This is a genomic window from Qipengyuania sp. YIM B01966, assembly GCF_016461955.1.
In the GTDB taxonomy this organism is placed as follows: domain Bacteria; phylum Pseudomonadota; class Alphaproteobacteria; order Sphingomonadales; family Sphingomonadaceae; genus QFOP01.
On record NZ_JADMNM010000002.1, the window covers coordinates 359,108 to 372,701 of the forward strand.

General features: G+C 65.7%; 18 protein-coding genes. 2 read left to right on the forward strand and 16 right to left on the reverse strand.

The genetic code is table 11. From position 1 onward, the window contains the following. Positions 1-43: 43 nt before the first annotated feature. The 9 genes from rpsG to ILT46_RS04460 all read right to left on the reverse strand — a co-directional run bounded on the left by rpsG (position 44) and on the right by ILT46_RS04460 (position 6,796). Positions 44-514, reverse strand: a complete 471-nt coding sequence (rpsG, locus tag ILT46_RS04420) for a 30S ribosomal protein S7 (protein ID WP_199503423.1) — start codon at positions 512-514, stop codon at positions 44-46. Between the two features lie 25 nt (positions 515-539). Then, entirely contained in the window at positions 540-911 is a 372-nt protein-coding gene (gene rpsL, locus ILT46_RS04425; RefSeq protein ID WP_165197470.1) for a 30S ribosomal protein S12, read from the reverse strand. 304 nt (positions 912-1,215) lie between these two features. Beyond that, a complete protein-coding gene (locus ILT46_RS04430) occupies positions 1,216-1,851 on the reverse strand; it encodes a TadE/TadG family type IV pilus assembly protein (RefSeq protein ID WP_370592328.1) in 636 nt (211 codons plus the stop codon). Between the two features lies 1 nt (position 1,852). Next, positions 1,853-2,476 carry a TadE/TadG family type IV pilus assembly protein gene (locus tag ILT46_RS04435; RefSeq protein ID WP_199503424.1) on the reverse strand — a complete coding sequence of 208 codons (624 nt, stop codon included), beginning with the start codon at positions 2,474-2,476 and terminating at the stop codon, positions 1,853-1,855. Next, on the reverse strand, positions 2,473-3,948 hold the full coding sequence (locus ILT46_RS04440; protein ID WP_199503425.1) for a Tad domain-containing protein: 1,476 nt from the start codon (positions 3,946-3,948) through the stop codon (positions 2,473-2,475). Before ILT46_RS04440 ends, ILT46_RS04435 begins: the two co-directional genes overlap by 4 nt. An 81-nt stretch (positions 3,949-4,029) precedes the next feature. Beyond that, a complete protein-coding gene (locus ILT46_RS04445; RefSeq protein ID WP_199503426.1) occupies positions 4,030-4,824 on the reverse strand; it encodes a LysR family transcriptional regulator in 795 nt (264 codons plus the stop codon). Positions 4,825-4,836: 12 nt separating this feature from the next. Next, a complete protein-coding gene (apaG, locus tag ILT46_RS04450) occupies positions 4,837-5,235 on the reverse strand; it encodes a Co2+/Mg2+ efflux protein ApaG (RefSeq protein WP_199503427.1) in 399 nt (132 codons plus the stop codon). A gap of 4 nt (positions 5,236-5,239) precedes the next feature. Then, positions 5,240-6,460 carry a trans-sulfuration enzyme family protein gene (locus ILT46_RS04455; protein ID WP_199503428.1) on the reverse strand — a complete coding sequence of 407 codons (1,221 nt, stop codon included), beginning with the start codon at positions 6,458-6,460 and terminating at the stop codon, positions 5,240-5,242. A gap of 120 nt (positions 6,461-6,580) precedes the next feature. Continuing rightward, the gene (locus ILT46_RS04460) at positions 6,581-6,796 is read right to left on the reverse strand and encodes a hypothetical protein (protein ID WP_199503429.1); all 216 of its coding nucleotides are present in this window, start codon (positions 6,794-6,796) and stop codon (positions 6,581-6,583) included. Positions 6,797-6,936: 140 nt separating this feature from the next. Between ILT46_RS04460 and ILT46_RS04465 the strand changes: the two genes are divergently transcribed. Continuing rightward, the gene (locus tag ILT46_RS04465; RefSeq protein WP_199503430.1) at positions 6,937-8,211 is read left to right on the forward strand and encodes a phospholipid carrier-dependent glycosyltransferase; all 1,275 of its coding nucleotides are present in this window, start codon (positions 6,937-6,939) and stop codon (positions 8,209-8,211) included. Here ILT46_RS04465 and ILT46_RS04470 read toward each other — a convergent pair whose 3' ends face one another. The 6 genes from ILT46_RS04470 to ILT46_RS04495 form a co-directional block, all read right to left on the reverse strand. Next, positions 8,212-9,306, reverse strand: a complete 1,095-nt coding sequence (locus ILT46_RS04470) for a glycosyltransferase family 2 protein (protein WP_199503431.1) — start codon at positions 9,304-9,306, stop codon at positions 8,212-8,214. It lies immediately after the preceding gene. Further along, positions 9,303-10,361 carry a 3-isopropylmalate dehydrogenase gene (gene leuB / locus ILT46_RS04475; RefSeq protein ID WP_199503432.1) on the reverse strand — a complete coding sequence of 353 codons (1,059 nt, stop codon included), beginning with the start codon at positions 10,359-10,361 and terminating at the stop codon, positions 9,303-9,305. The genes ILT46_RS04470 and leuB overlap by 4 nt, the downstream gene beginning before the upstream one ends. Next, the gene (gene recO, locus ILT46_RS04480) at positions 10,358-10,963 is read right to left on the reverse strand and encodes a DNA repair protein RecO (RefSeq protein WP_199503433.1); all 606 of its coding nucleotides are present in this window, start codon (positions 10,961-10,963) and stop codon (positions 10,358-10,360) included. Before recO ends, leuB begins: the two co-directional genes overlap by 4 nt. Before the next feature lie 25 nt (positions 10,964-10,988). Next, positions 10,989-11,246, reverse strand: a complete 258-nt coding sequence (locus ILT46_RS04485; protein ID WP_199503434.1) for an accessory factor UbiK family protein — start codon at positions 11,244-11,246, stop codon at positions 10,989-10,991. A 40-nt stretch (positions 11,247-11,286) separates the two neighbouring features. Further along, positions 11,287-11,841 (reverse strand): TspO/MBR family protein, encoded by a 555-nt coding sequence (locus ILT46_RS04490; RefSeq protein ID WP_199503435.1) that lies wholly within the window; start codon positions 11,839-11,841, stop codon positions 11,287-11,289. A 64-nt stretch (positions 11,842-11,905) separates the two neighbouring features. Further along, entirely contained in the window at positions 11,906-12,655 is a 750-nt protein-coding gene (locus ILT46_RS04495) for a TlyA family RNA methyltransferase (protein WP_199503436.1), read from the reverse strand. 35 nt (positions 12,656-12,690) lie between these two features. On the opposite strand from ILT46_RS04495, the gene ILT46_RS04500 reads away from it, so the two are divergent. Further along, a complete protein-coding gene (locus ILT46_RS04500) occupies positions 12,691-13,239 on the forward strand; it encodes a hypothetical protein (RefSeq protein WP_199503437.1) in 549 nt (182 codons plus the stop codon). A 58-nt stretch (positions 13,240-13,297) separates the two neighbouring features. Here ILT46_RS04500 and ILT46_RS04505 read toward each other — a convergent pair whose 3' ends face one another. After that, the gene (locus ILT46_RS04505) at positions 13,298-13,570 is read right to left on the reverse strand and encodes an HU family DNA-binding protein (protein ID WP_199503438.1); all 273 of its coding nucleotides are present in this window, start codon (positions 13,568-13,570) and stop codon (positions 13,298-13,300) included. Positions 13,571-13,594 lie beyond the last annotated feature (24 nt).

Genomic DNA, 13,594 nt, shown 5'->3' on the forward strand with positions numbered 1-13,594 from the left:
GTTGCTCCGCCAGGCCCGCTAGAGCCCGACGGAGTAAGGCGTGTTACCAGCGGTAATGGCTGAAGGCGCGGTTGGCATCGGCCATGCGGTGCGTGTCTTCCCGCTTCTTGACCGCATTGCCGCGATTGTTCGCCGCGTCCAGCAATTCACCCGACAGGCGCGCCGACATGGTGGTCTCGGGGCGACCGCGCGCGGCCGTGATCAGCCAGCGGATTGCAAGCGCCTGGGCGCGTTCCGGGCGCACTTCGACCGGCACCTGATAGGTCGCACCGCCCACGCGGCGACTGCGCACTTCCACCTGCGGCTTCACATTGTTGAGCGCATCATGGAACATCTGGATCGGATCGGCCTTGGCCTTCGATTCCACGGTTTCGAGCGCACCGTACACGATGCGTTCGGCAACCGATTTCTTCCCGTCGAGCATGAGGTTGTTCATGAACTTCGACAACACCTGATCACCGAACTTCGGATCAGGCAGGATTTCCCGCTTCTCGGGACGACGACGACGTGACATCTCAAATCTCCTTGAGCGGAATAGCTTACTTGGGCCGCTTGGCGCCGTACTTCGAACGGCTCTGCTTGCGGTCCTTGACGCCCTGGGTGTCGAGCACGCCGCGCAGCACGTGATAGCGCACACCTGGAAGGTCGCGCACACGCCCGCCGCGGATCAGCACGACGCTGTGTTCCTGCAGGTTGTGCCCTTCGCCGGGGATATAGGAGATGACTTCGCGCTGATTGGTCAGGCGGATCTTGGCGACCTTGCGGAGCGCCGAGTTCGGCTTCTTCGGGGTAGTCGTATAGACGCGGGTGCAAACGCCGCGCTTCTGCGGGTTCTGCTCCATCGCAGGGACCTTGCTCTTGGCCTTCTGCGGCGTACGGCCCTTGCGGACCAACTGGTTGATCGTCGGCATGAGTTCTCTCTTCACCGTGTGATGGCGACACCGTACGGGAGGAGGCAGGTCGCAACGCCGCGGCACCAAGTGCCACGCGTGTCCGATAACCGGACAAAGCGAGCCTGAAACGCTCCACCCGGCCTCGTCGCCAGGTTACTTTGACAGCTGCCCCGAAGCTTGCGCTTCCAATAGAAAAGAGACCTGGCGCATCAGCGCGAGGCCCCGGGACCGACCGGCAATGTTCAGCTCTATCTGACTGCAGGGACCAGCCGGCCCGCCGCAGATTGCGCGCCCTTAGGCGCTCATCGGCCGCCGGTCAAGCTCAGTCGCATTCCATGACATCGAGGTCTTGCGTGTTGCTGATGACCTGATTTTGCCGCGAACGCACGTTAAAGGCGGTTTCATATCGGATGGTCCGTTCGGAATTGAACCAGAAGTTGAGGATCGGCTGGTAGCGGTAGTTGGCCTCGACGAACATCACCGCAGTGCCCGGCGATGCCGCGATGCGGTTGTTTGCCCGGCCCATCCCCTGCCGGAGACGGCCGTTCCCGCGACCTTCGCCCTCGTTACCATAGGCAGGCCGCGCGTCGAGCGCGCCCCAGCAGCGTTGCCAGCGGATCATCTGGCCCCGATTACCGCCGGTCTCGCCATTATCTTCGAGCGAGGACAGGATGACCCGGCCATTATCCTCAAAATCGAGATTGCTCGCAACCACACGCGCGCCGGCAAACACCTCGTGGATATGCGCTTCATCGATGCCCACTGTCACGCGCCCGGCATTGTCTGCCACAGTCATCGCCACTTGGCTCACGCGAAGATGCGCCAGAGCAAGGTTGGTGAGTTCGAGCCCGGCCAGCACGATCGTCAGAAACAGCGGCGCGGCTAGTGCGAACTCGATCATCGCGACCCCGCCGCGATCTGCGCCCAACCGCCGTGCCAGTAACCTGAGGCGCTGCACCCTACCCCTCCCCGCACAGGACAGGCGGCGTCGGCTGCGTCCCGTATGGCTGGTTGCGCACCGCCGTCTGCGCCTCGAGCCGCATTTCGCGCGAGATCGGCAGGAAGGCGTGAGCCGGAAACAGCCGCGGGGCAGCAGCGGTGGCGGTGTAAAACACGACATCGTTCGCATTGCCGCGCCCGGCAGCGCCAGCGTCGGTGTCGAACTCGCCATTGCCGTTCGTATCCTGCCAGCAATCACCGTCTGCCCGGTCGAACCGTCCGTTCTCGTTGATATCGCGCATCAAGGGTTCGGGATTTCCGATCTGGCTGAAATCGAAATAGCTCTGCTGGGTCACCGTGATCGCACCGCCGGGGATGGTCGGGCCGACGATCTGGCCAATGCGCGCCTCGATCCGGTCCTCCAGCGTCGTGCCCGGGGTCGCGAACCGCGGGTTCTGCACCGCGGCGTCGCGGGCAGCCTCGTTCAGCGCACCCTGAAGAAGCGTCCTGACATAGCTTTGATGCGCAACGTTCATTCCGCCAATGATGATCAGGCACATTGGCGCCAGCACCAGCGCGAATTCGACAATCGTCGCGCCGCGTGAATCGCGAGCAAGCCGGCCAAGAACCGCGCGCGTGGTCACTGAGTAAGCCTCAGATTGCCGATCCCCTGTCCGATCCGCTCGAACACGCTTTCAAGGTCAGAACCATCGCTGGTGAAGAAATGTCCGGCGCTGGTCGCGCAGCCTTCTATATCGTCAGTATTGCCGACATCGAGCGCGATGACCCAGACGGTTATGCCCATGGCGCGCGCGGCCTGGCAGGCAGAAAGGAAGCGTTCCGTGTGGCGCTGCCGCGAGGTGCCGCTCCCTTGCGTGCGGCGCATGAACCGTTCAATCGAGTGGGCCGAGTAGATGCCATCGTTGGGCATCATCTCGCCATCGGTCATGAACACGATATGCTGGTTGACCGGCACATTCGACCGTTCGGTCGGATTGTCCGTCGTGAACATTCCGGTGCGCGAAATGAACCGCGCGCCCCAGATCATCCCCATATCGTGATAGGTGTTGCCGTTGACCCGCGCGGTCGCCGCATTGATCGCAGTGGTGAACGAGGATTCGGAGGAATAGGTCCGCAGCCGCGTAGCTTCGGACGGGCAGACATTCCCGCCCGAGCCTTCCTGCACGCCAGGGTCATAGCGGCCCCATTGCCGCGCTTCGTCGCTGCCATTGCGCGGCATCGCATCGATATCGGCCCGGCTGACTTCGGATTCGATACGGATCGGACTGGCATCGTTGCCGATCGTTGGCCGTTCCTCGATGCAGGCGTTGCCGCTGGTGCGGAAACCCTGGCGGTTGCCTTCTTCATTGCCGCCGCGTCCATTACCCCAAGTCGAGCGGCTGATATGCACAATCTTCCTGCCGTAAGTGCACCCGCGCCACGAACATTGCTCGTCGACATACTCCTGGTTGATCAGGATATCGCGGTTTTGCAGCGAGCGGCCGACATTGACCGTTTGCGAGTACGGCATGATGCCAAAGCGGGTGATCGAGCCGTTCGCATCTTCTGCTAAGGCCCGGTAGAGCCCCGCAGCGCCGGTCCGCAGGCGGCCGATCTTGGTACCGCCCCCGCTCGAGGGCGCATCGCGCATCGAGCCGGTCACGTCGAGCACCAGCATCACGTCATTGTGACCCAGATCGCGCTTGGCATCACATTCTGCGGCGATCGACAGGCTGTCATACCCTGCCAGCCGCATGATCGAGGTCGGCACCTCGCCCTCGACCCGGCCGAGAATTTCTGCCGGATCGTCCGGATTGGGCTCGACCTGGAAATCGACGCCGGTCGCCCCATGCGTGCCTTGCGGGAAATTGAAGCCGAAAAACCGCTCGGCTTCATTCTCGGCAGCTGTGCTCCATTCGTTGCCGCGCATAATTTGGCGGCCGGCCAAGACCCCGGCATCGCAGGCATTCTGCAGCTTGGCCTGCGCCATATAGCGTACGCCGAGATCAAGACCGCTGCCGACCAGCAGGGTCAGCGGCACCAGCGATGCAGCAAAGATGGCGAGCGTATTGCCGCCCCGATCGGCGGCCAACCGCTGCAAGAATGTGCGACCCATTGCGTGCGCCCCCGCGTTATTGCGAAGCGGGGATGCGCTCTAAAGCTGAAGATCGGTTTAACCCGGCCGCTTTCGATTCCGTTAACGCGCCGCGACGAGATGACCGACGAGCGCACGGACTTTCTTCTGCCGCCATTGCGGCAGCGGCGCGACCATCCAATAGGCACGGCGGCCCGGTGCGGGGCCTTCCAGCGCGCTAAGCCGACCGTCCCGTATCGCGTCTTCCGCAAGCAGGAAAGGAAGCGCCGCACGGCCCATACCGGCAATGGCTGAAGACAGCGCCTGCCCGGCATTGCCGACCTTCACCGCTACCTCGGCCCCTTCGGGCAGCGGCGCGCCGGGCCAGTCGATCCAGCCCTTCCCGCCATTCGGTGCGCCGACGACGACACGCAGCGCGGGCGCCAGTTCGACCCCTTCCAGGTCACCCGGTCCATCGACCAGACGGATGGCGAGATCGAGATTGGCTTCGGTAAAATCGGCGTGTTCGTCAGCCACCAGTTCGAAGCGGATATGCGATTGGCCCTTGCTGAACTCTGCCAGCCGCGGAGCCAGCCACTGCGCGTAGAATTCGCGCGGGCAGGCGATCGTATAACGATCCGATGCCTGGCCGGCCTGCATCGCCTGCACACTCTCCTCGAACTTGAGGAAGCCTTCGCGCAGCGGCTCCAGCCCGGCCGCCCCTTCCTTGGTCAGCTCGAGACCCTTGCTGGTGCGGCGGAACAGAACGGTGCCGAGGTGGTCCTCGAGCGCGCGGATCTGCTGGCCGACCGCAGCCGGGGTTACCGCCAGTTCGTCTGCCGCGCGGGTGAAGCTGAGATGACGTGCGGCGGCGTCGAATACGCGCAGCGCATTAAGCGGAAGATGGGTACGCTTCATCGCAGGCAATCCCTAGCCGGCGACAGCAGGCGCGGCCAACGGAAAAAACGGGATCCGCACGGCCAGCGCCGAGCCATCCGCGCGTTCGAATGTATAGCTGCCTTCCATCGAACCGGTGGGCGTGGTGAGCGGGCAGCCGGAGACATAATCGTGGCTGGCGCCTGGCCGCAGCGTGGGCTGTTCACCGACAACGCCATCGCCTTCGACGCGGTTGACCTCGCCCCTGCCATCAGTGATGCGCCAATGGCGGCGGCGCAGCGTCAATGGTTCGTCGGAACCGTTCTCTATGCGAATGTGATAGGCCCAGAACCAGCGGCCAAGGTCAGGGCGCGACTGTTCGGCCAGGTAATTGACCGCCACGCGAACGGTCACCCCTTCGGTCATCGCGGCGTGCTGGAACAGTTCCTTCATCGTTTTAGACGCCTGCCGCAGAGAGCGCGCGATCGAAATCCTCGACCAGATCGGCCACATCCTCGAGACCGATATTGATCCGCACCATTCCCTCAACCACGCCCATATCCTCGCGCACCTCGGCGCTGAGCCCGGCATGCGTGGTGCTGGCGGGATGACAGGCCAGGCTGCGCGCATCGCCGATATTGTTCGAGATATCGACGATTTCGAGCGCATCGAGGAAGGCATGGGCCTGCGACCGTCCACCCGGCAGGATCACCGAGAAGATCGGACCGCAAGCATCCATCTGTCTCTGCGCCAGTGCGAATTGCGGGTGACTGGGGAGGCCCGGGTGCAGCACCCGCCCGCCGGCCGCAGCTATGCGCGGCTCGATCGCCTTCCCCACCGAAAGCGCGACCTCGCTCTGCGCCTTCGCGCGAAGCGGCAGCGTTTCGAGCCCCTTCAGCACCACCCACGCATTGAACGGCGAGAGGGTCGGCCCGGTATTGCGCTGGAACGGCAGCAACACCTCGTTGATGAACTGCTGCGAACCGCACACCGCGCCAGCGAGCACGCGGCCCTGCCCATCCATCAGCTTGGTCGCGCTATAGGCGACGACATCCGCCCCGAATTCGAGCGGGCGTTGCAGGACCGAGGTTGCAAAGGCGTTGTCGACCACCGAGATGATGCCATGCTGACGCGCAAGGCCGCACACCGCCGCGAGGTCGACCAGCTCGAGCGTCGGGTTGGCTGGAGTTTCGAAAAAGAAGACTTTCGTGTTGGGCCGGATCGCCGCCTCCCACGCGGCAAGGTCGGTCCCGTCGACCACGGTCGTGTCGATCCCGAAACGGGGAAGAAGACTGTCGACCAACCAGCGGCACGAGCCAAAGGCCGCGCGCGCTGCAACCAGGTGATCGCCCGAAGAGAGCTGGCATAGCAACGCCGCGGTCATCGCGGCCATGCCGCTGGCCTGAGCGCGGCATGCCTCGGCCCCTTCGAGCAGGGCGATCCGCTCTTCCAACATTGCCACGGTCGGGTTTTGCAGCCGCGAATAGGTCATGCCGTCGGCCTCGCCGGCAAATCGCGCGGCTACTTCTGCAGCGCTGTCATAGGTGTAACCCGAACTGAGAAACAGCGCCTCGCTGGTTTCGCCATGCTCGCTGCGCCAGGCGCCGCCGCGCACACTGCGCGTTGCGGTGCGCCAGCGACGCGTTACGTTCCGATCGGTCGCGGTAGTCTTCTTCATGGCGCCGGCTTAGGCGGCCGGACCCGGCGCGCCAAGACCAAACGGTTTTCCGGGCGCGCCACGAAAAAGGGCACCGCTGATGCGGCGCCCTCCAATTCGTTCATCGATCAACCGATGCGCTTAGGCGCTAATCGAATCCTCGTCGTCATCCGTCAGGATAAGCGCGAGCATACCAGCCGCCGCCAGCGCAATGATGACGAGCGCCGGACCGAAGCGCGCTTCGCTCGCCATGTCCGACTCGCCGCTGATCGGCGCCGAGGCGGGCGCGGCCTGTGCGACAACCGGCGACAACGTCAGCGCGGCGGCAGACATCCCGAGTACGACCTTCTTCAACATTTCAACATCCTTTGTAAGGCTGGCACGAAGGCCCTTAAGTCCCGCTATATATTCCTCAGATGCACCAAGGTTCCCTAAACCTGCGCATTTTTTGCAGTCGGCGCGCTTGTCGCCCCATCGCGATGTGGCTAATCGGGCGCATGACGTCGGCCCGTCGCACCACCGATCCGGCGGGCTGGACCGCGCTGCTCTGCGGCGCGTTTCTGGCGCTTTGCCTGGTGGGCCTTGGCATTCCGACCAAGCCCTATTTCGACGAGATTCATTATCTGCCCGCGGCCCGCCAATATTTGGATGCCGCGGGCCAGTATCTCAATCCCGAGCACCCGCCGCTTGGCAAACAGCTGATCGCGCTCGGCATTGCCGGGCTGGGTGAAACGCCGCTGGGCTGGCGGATCATGTCGGCGCTGGCGGGAACGCTGGCCCTTTTCGCGTTTAGCCGCGCCATGTGGTTTGCCACTGGCAGCCGGTTCGCCACGCTGGTCGGGGGCGTGATGCTGGTATGCGCGATCCCGCTCTTCGTTCACGCGCGGATTGCGATGCTCGATATATTCATGGTGGCGTTCCTGCTGACCGCGCTGTGGCAGTTGGCAGCGGCAGTGCGCGAGCCTGAACATGGACGCTGGCGCCTGGCTGCAGGCGGCGTGTTCATCGGGCTTTGCATGGCGGCGAAATGGAATGCGGTGCCGCTGGCCTTGTTGCCAGGCGCCGCGTTCCTCGCGGCGCGCGCGCTGGCCGGACGAAGTCGGCTGCTCACCAGCCGCAGGGGCGCGCCGGTGCCGGGGATATCGCTGGTCGAAGCGGCGCTATGGCTCGGTCTGGTCCCGCTTGGGGTCTATGCAGGATGCTACGTGCCTGCCTATGCCATGCTTGCTCAGCCGCCACAGCAGGACCTGATCGGCCTTCATCACCAAATGCTCGCGCTGCAAAAGAGCGTTACTCAACCGCATCCCTATCAGAGCACCTGGCTGCAATGGCTGCTCGATACGCGGGCGATCTGGTATCTCTATGAACCGGTGGACGGCGCACAGCGGGGCGTCCTCCTGGTGGGCAATCCCGTCATCATGTGGCCGGGCCTGCTGGCGCTGATCTGGTGCGCCTGGCAAGGCGTGATGCGGCGCCGGTGGGCAGCTTTGGCCGTGGCGATTCTGTTCGCCGTGTCGCTGGGCATGTGGATTGTCGCGGCCAAGCCGATCCAGTTCTATTATCATTATTTCCTGCCATCGTGCTTTCTGGTCGCGGCGCTGGCAATGGCGCTCGATGCGTTGTGGCAGAGCGGCCGACGTGCTGCGGCGCTCGCCCTGCCGCTGGCCGCCATCGCCAGCTTCGCGTGGTTTTATCCGATCGTCTCAGGCGCCCCGCTGGCGGGCGGCGATCAGGCGTTCACACGCTGGATGCTGCTCGACGGGTGGCGCTGACTAGCGATAACGGCCCCAGACAAACCGGCTCGACAATGCGAAGTTCCACACCGAGCCGAGCGCAATCCCGGCCAGCGCGGCGAGGCGCCAATCGACGCCCCGCGCCTGCAGCCAACTTGCCGCAGCGACATTGGCGAACGCGCCCACCAGACAAGTCAGGCAGAAGCCCAGCCAGCCGCGCAGCAGCGCGCGCCAGCCGCTGAGCCGCCGGTCGCGATAGGTCAGCCAGTTGTTGAGCCAGAAATTGAAGGTCATCGCGCCGATCGTGGCGACACTTTGTGCCTGCCAGAACAGTTTCGTCGCACCCGGATACAGCGCCGCGAGTACCGCCATGTGCACCAGCACCCCGGCCGCGCCGACCGTGCCGAACAGCGCAAAACGGGTCGGGATGATGCGGCCGAGTGTCTTGTCGTAAAGGCCAACGAGGAAATCGAGCGCCACGGCCCGGTCGAGCTTGCTCGCCCCGCTGCGCCGCTGGGCAAATTGCATAGGCACCTCAATTACCCGTAACGGCGAGGGTGCGGTGGCCAGCAGATCGAGCAGGATCTTGAAACCGATCCCGGATAGGCTCGGCGCTAGTTGACGGGCCGTGGCCGTGGGCAGCAGGAAGAACCCGCTCATCGGGTCGGCCAGCTCCACCCCGGTCAGCCGCCGGGCGAGCCCATTGGCAATGCGCGATCCCTGCTCGCGCGAGGCGCTCGACAGCCCTGCCGCGCTGCCGCCGGGGGCAAAGCGCGAGGCGACCGCGATATCCGCCGCGCCCGACGCGACCGGCTCCAGCATCGCCGGCAGCAGCGCGGGATCGTGCTGATGGTCGGCATCCATCACCGCGACATAGGGCGCCGCAGTTGCCAGCATCCCCTCGATCGCGGCCGAGGCCAGCCCGCGCCGGCCGATCCGCTGGATCACCCGCACACGCGGATCGGTCAGCGCCAGCGCGCGCGCGGCATCGGCGGTGCCGTCGGGGCTGTCGTCATCAACAAACAGCACCTCCCACCCGCTCGACCCGAGCGCGGCGGCAATACGCTCTACCAGCGGGGCGATGTTGTCGCGTTCGTCGAGCGTGGGCAAGACGATGGCGAGACGCAGCGTCATAAGCGGGCAAGCACCGCATCGCCAACTGCCTGCGTCCCGTCGTGACCGCCCAGGTCGGCGCCGCGCAATCCTGCGGCGAGCGTGCCCGCCACGGCCCGCTCGATCCGCGCGGCCTCGCTCTCCCGGCTGAACGAATGGCGCACCAGCATCGCGGCCGAGAGGATCGCCGCCAGCGGATTGGCCTTGCCGGTGCCGGCAATGTCGGGCGCGCTGCCGTGGATCGGCTCGTACAGGCCGAAAGTGCCATGCGCGGTCTGCCGCTCGCCCAAAGCGGCGCTGGGCAAAAGCCCGATCGAACCGACACAGGCGCTGGCCTGATCTGACAGGATATCTCCGAACAGATTGCCGGTGACGATCACGTCGAACTGGCCCGGCGCGCGCACCAGCTGCATCGCGGCGTTATCGACATAGAGATGATCGAGCGCGACATCGGGATATTCGCCGGCGACCTCGATCATCACTTCGCGCCATAGCTGGCTGGTTTCGAGCACATTGGCCTTGTCCACGCTCGTCAGCCGCCGATTGCGCCCGGAGGCGGCGCGGAAGGCGACATGGGCGATCCGGCGGACCTCGTGTTCGGAATAGGCCATGCGGTCCCAGCCCTCGCGCTCGCCATCGGCGCGCTTGTCGATGCCCTTCGCGCCGAAATAGACGTCGCCGCCCAGTTCGCGCACGATCAACAGGTCGATGCTGCGGGCAATCTCGGGGCGCAGCGCCGACAGGTCTTCAAGGCCGGCAAACACGCTCGCCGGGCGCAGATTGGCGAACAGGCCCAGTTCCTGGCGCAGGCCCAGGATCGCCTGCTCGGGGCGCAGGCTGCGCTCGAGCCGGTCGCATTCGGGATCGCCGACCGCGCCGAACAGCACCGCATCGGCGGCCTGTGCCATCGCAATCGTTTCGGCCGGCAGGGGATGGCCTTGGCGGCGGAAGGCAGCCGCGCCGACATCGCCTTCGAAAATCGTCAAGCCCGGCAGGTCAATCCGTTCGAGCACCCGGCGCGCCTGCGCGGTGACTTCGGGCCCGACCCCGTCGCCGGGAAAAATCGCCAGTTTCATTGTGTCATCCGCCCCAATCGCTCTGCCAGCATGGCGCGGGCGGCCATAACATCGCGCCGGTTATCGGCAAGCAGATGACGGGCAATGCGCGGGCCCTGGGCGGCAAATAATTCCAGCAGCGGCTCAAGCCCGTCTACCCCGGCGGCCGGCTCGGCACCGCCATAGCCCAACTCGCGCAGCAACAAGGCCTCATAGGCCACCAGGCCGCGGAGCCAGCCGCGCGCGGAAGGGGCGTGGCAGATCGCGGCAAGGACCGCGACGAGCGCGTCGTAAATCGGGGGATAGGGGCCGCGTTCCGGCAGCGCGCTGGCGGTGAGCGCGGTGGTCCAGCCGAGCGCAGCGGCGGCAAGCGGCTCGCCCAGCCACGGCCCGCGGCTTTCGACCAGTTCGAGCGTCAGGAACGGCAATTGCGTATCCGAGCGGGCGGCAAAATGCGCCGCTACCAGATTGCCCGGAATGACCACCGGGCGCAGCCGCCGTCCGCGCCCGCCCGCGACATAGCCCGCCATCATCCCGTATTGGCGCGTCAGCACGCGCGCAATCAGCGCAGTTTCGCCGTGCTGCCGGGTGGCGAGCACGACCGCCGGGCTGTCAATCTGCATGGCGGCGCCAGCGCCTGAGCGCGGTTTAGGGTGTGGCGGTGCTCACCCGCGCCTCGAGCGCAGCGATACGCTCGGCGAGCTTCTCGTTCTCCTCGCGCGCGCGGGCGGCCATGTCCTTGACCGCGTCGAATTCCTCGCGGCTGACGAAATCGAGCCCGCCCATTGCCTCGCGCATCCGCTCGCGCGCGCTGTCACGGGCCTCGCGGGTCATGCCGGCCAGCGTGCCGGCGGCGCTGTTCGCCAGGCGAACGAAATCGGCGATGATCGGATTTTCTGACTGCATGAAGTGCGATGTGGGCTGCCGGGTGGCCCGCGTCAACCGCTCAGAACGTCACGCGCTGCTGGGCCGCGACCACCTGCTTGCCGTCTGCTCCCGGATTGGCCGCAATGAACTGCCAGTTGAGCACCGAGGCGAACAAGATCCACGCCAGATAGGGCACCATCAACCATGCGGCCAGCGGGCGCACGCGGCGGAACAAAACGATGGTGACAATGGTCGCGACGACCATGGCCACGATCACCCCGAGCGCCATCCGCATCTCGCCCGCGCCAAAGAATATCGGCGACCAGGCAAGGTTGAGCGCGAACTGCACGGCAAAAGCGACGAGCGCCCAGCGCCGCCAGCGCGCCCCGCGCGCAGCCAGCACCAGCGCCAGCGCCACGCCCATCAGGATGTAAAGCGCGGTCCAGACGATCGGGAAGGCGATCGGCGGCGGAAACAACGCCGGCTTGGTAAGCGCGGCGAACCACGGATTGTCGGCCCCCGAACCCGATAACTGACCCGACAGGAAGCCCAGCAGCGCAATGGCAGGCACGGCGACCAGCATCCAGCGGGTGAGGCTGCCGCGCAATTGCTGTTTGGTGGCGAGGCGGGACATGGGCGCTCCGATCAAAGCTGCGAGGGGTGCATAAGCGCACGCAGGCGTCGCATCAATGCCGCCATCAGGCCTGTCCCTCGTTGCGACGCGCGGCGATGAGGAATTCGACATTGCCTTCCGGGCCGGTGATCGGGCTGGTCTCGATTCCCAGCACATCCCAACCCGCGCCGGTCAGCCAGGCGGCTGTCTCGTCGCACACGCGTCGGTGCAAGGCCGGATCGCGCACTACCCCGCCTTTGCCGACCTCGTCACGGCCAACCTCGAATTGCGGCTTGATCAGCGCCACCAGCGTCGCCGGCTGCGTGACCAGCGCCAGCGGCACTTCGAGCACTTTCGCCAGCGCAGTGAACGAGGCATCGCACACCACCCAGCCATAGGGCCGGCCGATCAGCTCCGGCGTCAGCACGCGCGCGCTGGTCTGTTCCAGCACCGTCACACGCGCATCCTGCCGCAATTTCCAGGCGAGCTGGTTAGTGCCCGAATCGACCGCGACGACGTGCGCCGCGCCGCGCGTCAGCAGCACGTCGGTAAAGCCGCCGGTCGAACTGCCGACATCCATCGCCGTGACGCCTGCGGGATCGAGCCCGAACGCGTCGAGCGCATGAGCCAGCTTCACCCCGCCGCGCGAAACCCACGGATGGTCGCGCCCGCGCACATCCAGCACCGCGTCTTCTGCCACCTGCTGGCCCGGCTTGGTCAGGCGGGTTTCGCCCTCATAGACGAGGCCGGCCATGATCAGGGCCTGTGCCCGGGTACGGCTTTCGGCAAGGCCGCGGTCGGCCAGCAACTGATCGAGGCGACGTTTGGCAGCCATTGGAATGCGGCGCGTTACCGTGCATTGTGGTATGCATGAACAGAAATCTTGCGTTTCCGCTGGCCGCGCTGCTGGCCCTTCTCGCCGCTGGCTGCGTGCAACAGGCATCGGCGCCCGCGCCCGCGACCGCGCCGGTCACCACCCCCCGCCCAGCGCCTGCACCGACCGCTTCGCCGATTACCGCACCGGCGAACTGGATCGATGCGCCACAAACCCCGGGCGACTGGCACCATCGGATCCTGAATGGCCAGAGCACCGCTCTGTTCAACGACCCTGGTGGCGCGGTCCGGGTGATGCTGGCCTGCGATCTGGGTCGCGGCACCGTGTCGCTCGGCCGCGCGGCCGAGGCACCCGGCGCGGTGCAGATGCGCATTTACACTGAAGCGCGCAATGCCAGCCTGAGCGCCCAGCCGCAGGCCGGCTCCGTGCCGATGGTGGTCGCCGCGCTGCCGGCGCGCGATCCGCTGCTCGATGCCATCGCGTTCTCGCGCGGCCGGTTTGCAGTCGAGGTGGCGGGCCTCCAAACGCTGTATCTGCCGAGCTGGCCGGAAATCACCCGCGTAATCGAGGATTGCCGGCCCTGAACGCGAAACGGGCCGCCCATTCCGGGCGGCCCGCCAGATCGCTATACGTGGCGAACGGTCAGTTGACCGAATCCTTGAGCCCCTTGCCGGCCTTGAACTTGGGCTGGTTCGACGCCTTGATCTTCATCGGCTCGCCAGTGCGCGGATTGCGCCCGGTCGAGGCCTTGCGCTTGGCTACCGAGAACGTGCCGAACCCGACCAGCCGCACCTCGTCACCCCGGGTAAGCGCCTGCGTGATAGCGTCAAACACACCCTCCACGGCGCCCGCGGCATCATTGCGTGACAGGCCGCTATTTTCAGCGACCGCGCTGATCAGGTCGTTCTTGTTCATCTCGGAAAAAATCCCCCGTGGCTG